Source organism: Bradyrhizobium sp. SRL28 (genome assembly GCF_018596315.1).
In the GTDB taxonomy this organism is placed as follows: Bacteria; Pseudomonadota; Alphaproteobacteria; order Rhizobiales; family Xanthobacteraceae; genus Bradyrhizobium.
This window is the reverse complement of sequence record NZ_JAHEAG010000002.1, coordinates 739,804-751,026: the sequence shown is the minus strand read 5'-3', so window position 1 is coordinate 751,026 and position 11,223 is coordinate 739,804. Positions and strand designations below refer to the sequence as shown.

Genomic DNA, 11,223 nt, shown 5'->3' with positions numbered 1-11,223 from the left:
TCCCGGAGAACGGCTCTTTTGCCTCCGTTATCGGCGGGACGCTTCCCGCCAACTTAGCGCCAGCACCGCGACGCCCGAACCACACGACTTCGCCGTACGCTTCCGGCGCGTACGTCTATCGCGCCCTCAACGTCCACCGCATCTCACCGCGCGTTCGTGACGATGGCCAACGCCCCTCATCTGCCGTGAGACGGCGGAGTTATGCGGCTGATTTGGGTGAGAACGAAAGCGGAATATTTTTGATTCCCGGGCTTGACACAATTTCGGAAAATCAGAAGTGATTTGCCGGTCATCCCATTTTTGTGACGCGGCCTTGAGCCACCGTTGCAATTTTGTGCACTGTCACCGTAATCCGTCCCTGAGAAGCGTGTGCTCCTCAAGAGCTTGACGCCAGCACCGCGGCGTCAGGACCACACGACTTCGCCGTACGCGACAGGCCACGCTCGTCAATCGTAGCTCCCGCGTCCACCGCATCTTACCGCAACGTTCGTGACGATCGCGACCCGCCCATGTACGAAGAAAGAGCATTAATTTGCCCGTCGGGTTAAGCGGCATATTTTGGGCGGAGGGGTGGACAGACTTTTGGTGATTTGCCCGTCGGGTTGTTTTGTCGCACCTATCGCCGCCACATCGTCATTGCGAGCAAAGCAAATCAATCCACAGCGCCCTTGCCGGAGCCGCCGTAGATTGCTTGTGGCTAGGAATAAAACGCAGCTTTGGGGCACAGTCTTCGGCTAATTTAGTGCAGAAGCTACGTGATCTCGCATCCGTCACAGTAGTGTCCGGCGGACTTTGGTCGCTACGACTCGCTGGGAGCAACTGCTGCCTTATCGCCGCGAAACCAGCTAGCTATTTCTTCTAGAGTCGCGGATTTGTTTGTCAGTGTAGGCTCGAGGACAAGCAACCGTAGGAATTCTTCGTTGTCGCGCAGCGCCGAGATCATCGGTGTTTCAGCATCTAACCGCTTGACGAGTATCGAGCGAGCCGCTCCGGCATCCTGGCTTAAACCTTCAATGTACGCGCTCGCGATACCATAGATCCGGTTAAGCATGCTAAAGTCCTTGACGAGCAGACCGGCAAGGCTAGGATTTTGGTACGAGAGCAGTAATACCTTAATGAACCCATCGAATAGGTAATCTTCGTTCTCCTTCTGCGGCTGTAGCAGCCAATCTGGCACCGGGCGCCCCTTCGCCTTGGCGACCGCTGCGAGATTTAGTTGTACGGCGAGCCCGTTCATGAATCGTTTTATGCGTCGGGGATTCGGTCCGAGCGCCTTGTAGATCAATAGCCTCTGCTTGTCCGAGAGCGTCCGCCCAAGCTTCGCATCTTCAATCAATGCAAAAACGTCGCTCTGCGCAAGGCGCGGGAGATCGAAAGATAACGAAATCGTTTTTTCGATGTATTGATCCGGATCGATGAGGCTCTGCCCCTTGCCATATTCACCTGGCCGCCCATAACGCACTGTCAGCCCCTTGCGGATAACATCTCGATCCAACGCTACGACATAGGCGCACCCGGGCGCATCGAGAAACAACTTGATCGCTTCGAAGATCTGTAGTGCGTCTTCGGGCAGGCAACGGTCTAGATCATCAACAAAGATAAAAAGCCGCATGCCCTTGTCAGTAATCTTCTTGACGAGGCCCTGGAAATTCTTGAGAAACTGCTCGATCGACTGGACTTGATCGACGTGGCGCGTGATCTCGGTCCGCTCCAGAATACCGGTAAGCTCCTTGACGTCTATCGCGCTGTCTTTCTCCTTGCTATCCTTTCCACCCTTGTCGTCGGACTTTTTCGATCCGACTAGCAGCCTGCCAAACCATCCCGCCGACTCGCGAATGGCATCGGCGACGAAATCAAGATGGATTACCGCCAACGCAGCCCGCAGGATCTCTGTAATCAATACGCGCCAATTCACCTTCCATGGGCCGGTCTCCTTAACTTCAAATGCGCGATAGAGCGACGCTTCAAGCTCGCTGATTTCTTTTTTCTCGGAATCCCAATTGTTTTTCTCGGCCTCGTCCCGCAAGCGTCCGATTACAGTCAGGATGAGCGCGCGCCAGAGCGCTTCGCGGTCCTGATATTTCCACGCATTAAAGTCAATGCAGATAAACTTCGTCTTCTCGTCCGCCGCCTGGGCTGGAGCGACCATGTCGCGCAGCGCATTCATCAATGTCGTTTTTCCCGTCCCCCAGTCGCCGTGCAGACCAAGAATAGTAGCGCCCTGGCGCGGTTGCGCGATCACCGGCACCAGCGCTTCGGCGACCAGGTCGAAGTCAAATCGCGGCTTTGCTTCTGGAACGTCCTCAAGAAAGTTCATGGGATACCTCCTTGCTGATTAAAGGCCGATCCGAGCGTCTCGCATGAGCGTTTGCAGCCTGTCTTCGAGCTCTTCGAGCGCCTTTTTGGGTCCATAACGCAGGATAAGCTCACGGCTGACACGGTCGGCCCCGGCAAGTAGCCGTGGGTGTGGCGCTGCGAGGTAATATTCTTTGATCAGACGTGAGGCGTGATCAAAATAATTTTCGATGTCAAAAAACTTCCTGAGCAAGTAGCTCAGCGTGCCGATAATGGCGAGGACTCCGCAAGCGGCAAATGACAGTCTCGCCAGATGGTAAGTTCGGCTATCAGGCGGGTTTAGCACGTTTGCGATTTCGGGCGAGAACGCGATCAGCATGAGCCCCAAGCCCATCAGAATCATGACGACGGCGAGGTTCGACCTAAGCAAGAGGCGAAGCCGGAACGCGAGCGTCGGCTCTTCGAACAACTCGGGCGCACTGAAATGCGGAATCTCTCGCTCGGTTGGCCATTTCGCGGCCTCTGCGGATACCTCGGCAGCTCGCACAGCACGTGACAGCCGGTCCTGCAAATCCTTCAACTCTGCCGTCCGGCGGCGATCAATATCGTCGAGGCGCTTGTTCCAGGTAGATTCAAGATCAGCGATATTGTCGGCTCGCGCGCTTTCACTGGCACTAAGCGCTTCACCGGGGGCCTCCTGCTCCACTGCGAGCTGGAGGTCGACCACCTGCGCAACCTCATTTATGAAGCGCGCATCGGTGTAATCTATCCAGTTAAAAGCAATTTCGTTCGGTTCGTTTGCTCTGGCAACGTAATCGCGATCGGCCGGCGTGTCACAGATGAAAAACGCCGAGAAGTGCTCGCCTCTATTTTTTGCGGTGGCCAATTGCGCGAGGAACTGTCGGACAAAGTCTTGCGCTTCCTTTACGTTTGGGGTCGGCCGGACCATCACGACGAAATACGTCTTAGCTCTGGTGCGCGCCACTAGATCGAAGTCGAAATTACGCGTTCGGCTGCGTAGAAGATCCTTGTCGATTGACAAGTTGCGTATTTCGAACAGCTCTTGCACCCTGAGAAGCACCTGATCCGGCTTTGGAGCTTGCGAGAGCTCAGCTGCCTTATCCTTGATGTCTTGCGCCTTGAGAGGCTTGACAAATCCATCCGATTGATCGAACAGGACGCGGCAAAGCGAGAGAACACGACGCATGTTTCCGCTCGCCGCTTCGGCGATCGCCTCTGCCTGATCGCGATCGAAGAGCACATCGAGATTGGAGCCCACACGCTGGGCGACTATCTTGAGTACATCATCGCCAATTAGGCGACGCATCTGGATGCGCTTACCCATAGAGAAACGCTGCAGGAAGTCCGCACGACGATCCCAAGTCGACCGGTGACCCGACACCGCGACGAAAGCGCCGACCTTGGCGAGCTCACTCAACAGCCGCTTTAGCCACGTGGTGTTCGCTTCTTTCCCCGATCGGTCATCCACCCTTAGAAAGAGTTCAATTTCATCTATCAGAATTGCGAAAGGCGCTCCGACGCGACGTGAGAGCGATGCTGCCAACCTCAGCACGTCGATTGCATCTCCGTCTCGGAACTCTGCAAAGCCGACAGAGTCTACCCCGGCCATAGACGCCGAGTTACCACTTAGCCATTGTTCCGCGTCTGCTCGCCTGCGCGGATCGAGCAAAGAGATCAGTTGCGATCGTACGTTCTCGGAGACGCTCTCGCAGGCCTTCGTGATTAGCTCCTCATAGACGTGGTCGACGGAGCTCTCATTCAAGATGCCGCTACGCACGAGCTGAAAGGCCATCCCCGGATTTGTTAGATCATCGGGCTCGGGAAGAAACGCACGCGCGGCCTCGGCGTAAAGATCGACCGCCAGTCGTGCGAACCAACCACCGTCGGGGCTCCGGCCACCCAAGTCGTTCAATACCGGCCCAATCGAATTTTGATACCAGCCCGATGGACCGGTTTCGACGCCAACCACTCGAAGGATATGGAGCCTCTGGACCCTGCGTCCCATGAAGCCCTCGCGCAGCGTCTTGTCAATCTCAAGTAGGGCATGCGTCTTGCCAGTGCCGTAATCACCACTGATCTGGATCACGGCTGCGTCGTCGCTCGGCGAGCCGGAGGCGCTCGGCAGAGCCTCTTCGCCCTCAAGCGGCTTTATTTGAGCGGCAAGGCTCCCAGATCGCCATTTGCCGACGAACTCATCCGCAATATTCCGGGCCTGAGAGATTTCTTCGGTTGTAGCCGTCCAATCGAGATGCCCCGCAATAGTTGCGACCGGATATCCAGGGAAAGGGTTCAGCGCGTTCATGCTGCCTTCCTCTCCCCAATCTTTCCGGTCATAGTCGAGGTAAGTTGCGCCACGAATCGAAGCAAATTTATCGTGCGCTTCTCGATGTCGTTCTCGGCCACGGCGCGGATGCCCTGATCGCCACTGCGACGGAGGCGTTGCATTTCCGCTTCCAGCGCCCTTTTTAGCATCGAACCGAGATTTCTGATGGTCGGCCGCGCCCGCTTCTCTGCCACACCTCCCAGTACTCCGAGATCCACCGCCGTCTCGATGTGGTCTTGCTTGAACGGGAACAGGGCCCATTCGTCATGAGCCATCCACGCTGGCACATTTTGTACAGATCTTCTGAACTCGTTCAGTCGGCTCCTAACGAAGGAGATCGCCTGCCCCGTGCTCAAGAAATCCAAATCGAACTCGGCGGAATAGAGAGCGTGAGATGCCGCACTTTTTCCGAACTCGCTGTTGCTGCCAGCAATCATGAACGCGACAACAGTTCGCTCCCGCCCCAGTTCATCAAGTGCGTGGATTACAAGTTGCTCATCAGACACTTCGAGGTTGTCTAGAATCAGTGCACCGTAGTTGGCTTGTTGCACCTTCTTGCTGAATACATCGGCAATCGCTTTTATTCGCTTGAGCGAATCCATGGTTTCAAATTCTGCCACGCTCCGGTAATCGACGGTCGCCCATTCTTTGTCCGGTGGCAGCTTGTACTGCGAGAGCTGGCTGATCAGATAGTTCGCGAAAGTTGTTTTACCGGCTCCGACCGGACCGCGGATCAGGAATTTCAGTGTCACCTGCGGTGCGCTTGGCTGCTCTTTCGAGAACCACTTGCTATCCATCACCTCATCGAACCGTTCGACATATTCTTTAAAAGGTCCGGCTTCCGCTACAAAAAGCGTCTCAAGACGCGGCACGCGATGAATCCGCAGCGGCTTGGTCCAAAGATCGTCTGTGGATCCAAATTCCGGCGATGCTCCACCGATCCAAGGACCGGGAGAGAAAGGGTTATCGCGCAGGGCGAAAGGTTGGTCATAGTCAGGCACGCACCCATCCCCCGACCAGGCTGAGCTGCCATTTTCCGCGGCGAGCTTAGAGAATTGCAACTCTCGGCTGCGGTTGCAAGCGGATGTTGCGCTGGTTCCCGTGGACAGTACATAGCGGAAGGGCTCGGCGGACATTCCGGACGGGTGTCACCGATTGAGTCGCGAACGTCACGAATTTCGGCAAACGGCCTCGTCCGGAGGGACGCCGGCCGGTTGATCCTCCCGGGCGATAGCAAGGGCCGGTCACGCGCATGAGGATCGGCACGGTCCTGGATCCAGCCGTGCACCTCGCATTCCCGGATCGCGCCTGCTTCCTTTAGCACTAGATCGCTGATCCGCGCGGATTACTAGACGCGGAATCACTCCTGCCCGAGAGAAAACCTTTCGGTTCGTCCAAACTAAGTGGATTGCTCAAACGCCCACTTTGGTTAGAACTGACCCTACGGCCTCAGCTCTTTAATTCTCACTCCCACTCAATCGTCCCCGGCGGCTTGCTCGTCACATCATACACCACCCGGTTCACACCCTTCACCTCATTGATGATCCGCGTCGCGGTTTCGCCGAGGAATTTCATGTCGAAGGAATAGAAGTCGGCGGTCATGCCGGCGGTGGAAGTGACGGCGCGGAAGGCCACGACGTATTCGTAGGTGCGGCCGTCGCCCAGACTACATCGTCCGCGAGCAGGCCGGCAAGCCGCGGGCAGCATTGAGCCGGCGGTGGCTAGCTGGCCGCTCTACAAGCCCTGCTCCTACTGCTGCGAACCGGAGCTAGACACCTCCGCAGGTGCCCGCAACGCTTCCTCAATTGCTCCGACGATGGCTTTGATCAGGCGGCCCGTGATCCTGTCCTTCTGCCACAACGCGGTCATCTCGACAGGGGACGGCACCCAATCCGGCAGGACGGGAACTAGTGCGCCGGTTGCGACCGCATCCTCGATCAGAAACTCAGGCAGATTGGCGATGCCAAGACCGGCGCGGGCGGCATCGACAAGAATGGTCTGGCGGTTTGCGGCAAAGCCGATCCTGGGACTCACGGTTGCGTATACGCCTTCCGCATTTTTTAGATTCCATTCGACGAGGTCGCTGCGGATCGCGAGAGCCGGCAGCACTTCCAGGTCCTGCGGCGTGTTCAGATCGGAATGTGCGGCGAGGAAGGCGGGCTCGCGACCAGCGCGCGGGGCAGATCGGCGATTTTCCTGAACATCAGTTCGGAGTCCGCAACAGGTCCCATCCGAACGAGGAGATCGTATCCTTCTTCGATGAGTGAGAACCTGCGATCCGCAAGCGTCATCTCGATCGTGGCATCGGGATATCTGGTCTTGAAGCCGATCAGAGCGGGAGCAAGCACCGCGGTCGCGATATCAGGGGGAAGCGACAGGCGAACCGTGCCCGACAATGCGACGCGGTCATCCCAAACTGCGGCAACAGCCTGCTCTGCCAGCATGAAGGCGGCCTGGCCTCGCTCGAACAGTTGCTGCCCCACGGAGCAACAAGTCAGGCGCCCGTCCGTCCCGCCGCCGAAGAATAAAGTGCCTCCTGCTCCTTGCGGATACGAACAGCCGACAGCGTCTCGTCGATCGCCACATCGGCCCAGGTGATGCAGGAGTCCTTGGCTACCGGTCGGATCAATCGCACATCGTGCGCAAGACCCAACGGCAGATATCCCTTTGCCAGCGACGTGCTCGATGGCGTCAGCTTTCCGAAAACGGTGTAGCCTCCCTCCCCGTCGAGCGTATCTCCCTGCCGCAGATTCTTTTTGGCGGTCGCTGCAACGTCGGCATTGAAGCATGTTGCGACACCCGTCGGTTCACCGCGAAGCGCAATGGCGGCGACCGAAATTCCGAGCTCCAGACCAATCAGGTGCCATTTCTTGTAGGAACTCATGTAGCGGCCACTCGGATCGGTCACGACGTTGTACTCTTCGAAACAATTCCGGATGTACTCACTGTCGCCTTCAAAGCAAACCCAGACACCTTTTCGGATATCGTTCGGGATCTGGGCGCCGTCGACCGTGAGGCAGGACACGACCTCGACTTGCCCCTTGGCTTCGAGCACGCCTCCTTCTGAGCGGGGACGCATGAGTGCGGGAATGTCGTTCACTGATCCCGGAGGGAATGCGAGGCCCTGCGACGGCGCCTCCAGGCCAGTGGCGTTGGCGATCGCGGCCGACTCGATCGCCGGCTTCGATCCGTCGAGGAAAGCATTGAACATTTTTGGGTTCATGCCACCGCGTGCCGCCTGCTCGGCTGTCAGCCCCCAGTAATCCCAGACCGTTTCAGGCGTCGATTCCCGATACTGCGGCAACCATTTGTGCCCGCGACCTGCCGCGACCACCGGGAAGCCGCATGCCCTCGCCCAATCCACGAGATCGCAGGCCAGGGCCGGCTGATCACCGTAGGCAAGGCTGTAAATCACACCGGCCTGCCTCGCCTTATGGGCCAGGATCGGTCCGCAGAAAGCGTCAGCCTCGACCGTCACGTTGATGATTGGCTTGCCGGCAGAAAATGCCGCCAGGCAATGTTCGACAGCCGCCACCGGATTACCAGTGCACTCCGCAATCACGTCGATCCCGTGAAATTTGACGAGCGCTTCCCAATTGTCGGTCAGGTGCGTCGTGCCGTTCCTGAGAGCATCATCGAGGGAAGCCGCGCCGTACCGCTCCCCGGCCCACCCGACGCGCTTCAGGTTCTCGATCGCACGAGATGGCGACAGGTCGGCGATGCCGACGATATGCACGCCAGGCGTACGCGGCGCCTGATGAAGGTACATCGCGCCAAACTTTCCCGCGCCGATCAATCCAACTCTGATGGGGCGCCGCTCTGCTTCGCGCGCGAGGAGTTTTGCGTAGAGGTTCACGAATATCTCTCCTGGTCCGCGCCGGTACGTTCGCGCAAAGTTGGTGGCATTGTGCCATCGCCGATGACGTTCTCAAACCATCTCGATACAATAGGTCTGCCAGGATGGCCACGAACATAGTATGACGCGGTCGGCCAGGCGGACTTGCGCGCATATAAACAAGGTCGGGTTGCCATCGACCGAAAAACAAAAAGGAGGAACTCGAATGAAAAGGGTGACGGCTCTGGCGCTGATTGCTTCGGTATTCAGTCTATTGATAGCCCCCTCGGCATCAGCGCAGGCAGACTACCCGAACCGGGCCATCACCATGGTCGTACCGTTTGCGGCAGGCGGCGCTACCGACGTCATCGCCAGGATTGTTGCGGAAGGCATGTCCAGGCATCTGGGCAAGCCGATCATCATCGAAAACGTCGCCGGCGCCGGCGGTACGATCGGCTCGATCCGCGTCATGCGGGCAGTGCCCGATGGCTACACACTGCTCACCGGGCATATGGGAACTCATGCGTCGTCCTACGCACTCTACGAGAAGAGGAAATACGATCCCCGAACCGATTTCGAGCCGATTGGCCTCGCGGCCTCGGCGCCCATCGTGGTCTTCGGGCGAAAGGATCTGCCCGCGACGACATTCCAGGAATTCGTGGCGCTGATGAAAGAGAAAGGCCCTGATTTCAAGGTCGGTCATTCAGGCGTCGGATCCAACGCTCACCTTACATGCACCCTGCTGAATGCCTTGGTCGGAACCAAGCCCACCGAAATCCCCTATCGTGGCAACGGCCCGCTCATGAATGATCTGCTCGCCGGAGCCATCGACTATTCCTGCGACCAGGTAATTACGGTCGCCCCGCAAGTTTCAGCGGGCGCGATCAAGGCGTTCGTCGTGGCCTCTCCGCAGCGCTCGAAAGTCCTTCCGGACACTGCGACGTCTGAGGAAAGCGGCCTGAAAGCCTATCAAGCCGACGCATGGACGGCATTTTTCTCCCCGAAGGGATTGCCCGACAACATCATGGCAAAGATCCACGCTGCCTACGCAAAGGCAATGGCCGACCCGGACACGATTGCCCGGCTTGAGAAGCTTGGAGCCGTGGCGCCCGCACCCGAGCAGCAGTCGCAAGCCTATCTCAGGAGCCTTGTTGCAAGCGATGTCGATCGATGGACCAAGGTCATCACGGACGCACATATCAGCATCGCGGACTGAGTTTTCGTAGCCCGCATGAGCGCAGCGATATGCGGGGACAGCGGCCCCGGGGTCGCTGCGCTCGCCCGGGCTACGGCTTCGCTACTCTGCGGCGGCGTCAACCTCCCGCGATCAAATCCTTCGCCAGCGCCATGTAAGCCGGCAGCGTCACGGGATCGTTGGCGGCGTTGCCGGCGGCCGGATGCGAGGCATAGCGGGCGATCACCATCTCGGCCTTCGGATCAATGTAGATGCCCTGCCCGTGAACGCCGCGCGCCATGTAGGCGCCGTGCGCATTGTGCGTCACCCACCACTGGTTCCGGTACGAGGCGCCGGGCAATGTGGTGTAGCCGGCCGGTTTGAATTTTGCGGGATCGCCGCCGCGGGCGATATCCTCGACAACCTGGGACGGCACGATCTGGCGGCCGTTGAAGCGGCCGTGGTTGCGGATCGTTTCGCCGAAGCGGGCGAGATCGCGCAGCGTGGTCGAAAGGCCCCCGCCGCCGCTCTCGGTGCCGATGCGGTCGACGTGATAATGCGCGTCCTCTTCCGCACCCATCGGAATCCAGATGCGCTCGGATAAGAGATCGGACAGCGTCATGCCGCTCGCCCGCCGGCAGATCCAGGCCAGCACGTCGGAATTGACGGTCTTGTAGGCGAAGGCGTTACCGTGCTCGCCCTGCTTAGCTTGCGTGCACAGGAAATCGAAAATGTTGGTCGCGCCTTCATAGCCTGGCTCGATCGGCGCCATGCCGTTCGCCCGCCGCAGCCCGAACACGCCGGAGTTTTTGTCGGTGTAGACCTCGGTGTATTCGAGGCCCGTGGTCATATCCATCGCCTCGTGCACGCGCGCATCGCCAAACGCGCTGGCCTTCAGCTCGGGGACATAGTCGGTGACCGGAGCCTGCGGATCGATCTTGCCCTCCGCGACCAGCATGCCGGCGAGCGTGCCGGTAAACGATTTTGTCACCGACATCGAGATATGCGGCTTGTGCGGCTTCAGCGCGCCGAAATAGCGCTCGTAAATCAGCTTGCCCCGGTGCAGCACGGCGATCCCGTCCGCATAGGTCTCCTCGAGCATGCGCGCGAACGTCATGGGACGACCGTCCATTGTGACCGACGCGGATGGGCCGATATCGTGCTCTTCGCGCGGCAACACGGACGCGGGCCCTTCCCCGCGCCAGACATTCACCGTCGGCACGAGTTGGCGGATATTGCTCCATGCCCAGCGCAATTCGGGAAAGCTGCGGAACGAGCCATCCTGGAAGATGATGGTTTTATCCGGCGGCGGTGGAAAGCCCTGCATCCAGCCGAGTGTCCGCGGATCGGTCTCGGCGGCGGCTGGAGCGGCGGTCTGGGTGGTGGCGGTCGCAACGGACATCGAGGGTCACTCCAGAGAGGCGATCCCGACGTCGTACCATGCGGTCACGCACCGCACATCCCGCATTTGCGCTGGGGTGGCCGTCACTGCAAGCGGTTGCGGATCAGCGCGTAGGGCGGGGTTGGCGATTAGCGTAACCCGCCGTTCTCGCTCGACAACATGGTGGATTACGC

General features: G+C 58.8%; 9 protein-coding genes and 2 pseudogenes. 2 read left to right on the top strand and 9 right to left on the bottom strand.

Annotated features, from left to right (window positions below; translation table 11 throughout):
• On the top strand, window positions 1–281 hold a 281-nt coding region (locus KIP88_RS07890), incomplete at its 5' end, for a hypothetical protein (RefSeq protein ID WP_214487268.1).
• A 518-nt stretch (window positions 282–799) separates the two neighbouring features.
• Here KIP88_RS07890 and KIP88_RS07885 read toward each other — a convergent pair.
• From KIP88_RS07885 to KIP88_RS07860, 8 genes and pseudogenes are all read right to left on the bottom strand, one after another.
• Entirely contained in the window at window positions 800–2,317 is a 1,518-nt protein-coding gene (locus KIP88_RS07885; RefSeq protein WP_214487267.1) for a P-loop NTPase fold protein, read from the bottom strand.
• An 18-nt stretch (window positions 2,318–2,335) separates the two neighbouring features.
• The gene (locus tag KIP88_RS07880) at window positions 2,336–4,618 is read right to left on the bottom strand and encodes a hypothetical protein (RefSeq protein ID WP_214487266.1); all 2,283 of its coding nucleotides are present in this window, start codon (window positions 4,616–4,618) and stop codon (window positions 2,336–2,338) included.
• The gene (locus KIP88_RS07875; RefSeq protein WP_214487265.1) at window positions 4,615–5,640 is read right to left on the bottom strand and encodes a hypothetical protein; all 1,026 of its coding nucleotides are present in this window, start codon (window positions 5,638–5,640) and stop codon (window positions 4,615–4,617) included. Before KIP88_RS07875 ends, KIP88_RS07880 begins: the two co-directional genes overlap by 4 nt.
• 125 nt (window positions 5,641–5,765) lie before the next feature.
• Window positions 5,766–5,975, bottom strand: a pseudogene (locus tag KIP88_RS48465) (hypothetical protein); the annotation flags it as partial.
• 128 nt (window positions 5,976–6,103) lie between these two features.
• Window positions 6,104–6,304: pseudogene (locus KIP88_RS07870) on the bottom strand (GMP synthase (glutamine-hydrolyzing)); the annotation flags it as partial.
• Between the two features lie 84 nt (window positions 6,305–6,388).
• Complete coding sequence (locus tag KIP88_RS47840; protein ID WP_308163294.1) at window positions 6,389–6,748, bottom strand: LysR substrate-binding domain-containing protein; 360 nt, start codon at window positions 6,746–6,748, stop codon at window positions 6,389–6,391.
• Between the two features lie 20 nt (window positions 6,749–6,768).
• Window positions 6,769–7,122, bottom strand: a complete 354-nt coding sequence (locus tag KIP88_RS47835) for a LysR substrate-binding domain-containing protein (RefSeq protein WP_308163291.1) — start codon at window positions 7,120–7,122, stop codon at window positions 6,769–6,771.
• Window positions 7,123–7,133: 11 nt separating this feature from the next.
• Window positions 7,134–8,495 carry an NAD(P)H-dependent oxidoreductase gene (locus KIP88_RS07860; RefSeq protein ID WP_214487264.1) on the bottom strand — a complete coding sequence of 454 codons (1,362 nt, stop codon included), beginning with the start codon at window positions 8,493–8,495 and terminating at the stop codon, window positions 7,134–7,136.
• Between the two features lie 169 nt (window positions 8,496–8,664).
• On the opposite strand from KIP88_RS07860, the gene KIP88_RS07855 reads away from it, so the two are divergent.
• The gene (locus KIP88_RS07855) at window positions 8,665–9,690 is read left to right on the top strand and encodes a tripartite tricarboxylate transporter substrate-binding protein (protein WP_249790576.1); all 1,026 of its coding nucleotides are present in this window, start codon (window positions 8,665–8,667) and stop codon (window positions 9,688–9,690) included.
• 97 nt (window positions 9,691–9,787) lie between these two features.
• On the opposite strand, the gene KIP88_RS07850 is transcribed toward KIP88_RS07855, so the two are convergent.
• Entirely contained in the window at window positions 9,788–11,050 is a 1,263-nt protein-coding gene (locus KIP88_RS07850; protein WP_214487263.1) for a serine hydrolase, read from the bottom strand.
• Window positions 11,051–11,223 lie beyond the last annotated feature (173 nt).

Coding starts and splice junctions, on each gene's coding strand:
- KIP88_RS07885 (WP_214487267.1), bottom strand. CDS start 2,317: ATGAACTTTCTTGAGGACGTTCCAGAAGCAAAGCCGCGATTTGACTTC.
- KIP88_RS07880 (WP_214487266.1), bottom strand. CDS start 4,618: ATGAACGCGCTGAACCCTTTCCCTGGATATCCGGTCGCAACTATTGCG.
- KIP88_RS07850 (WP_214487263.1), bottom strand. CDS start 11,050: ATGTCCGTTGCGACCGCCACCACCCAGACCGCCGCTCCAGCCGCCGCC.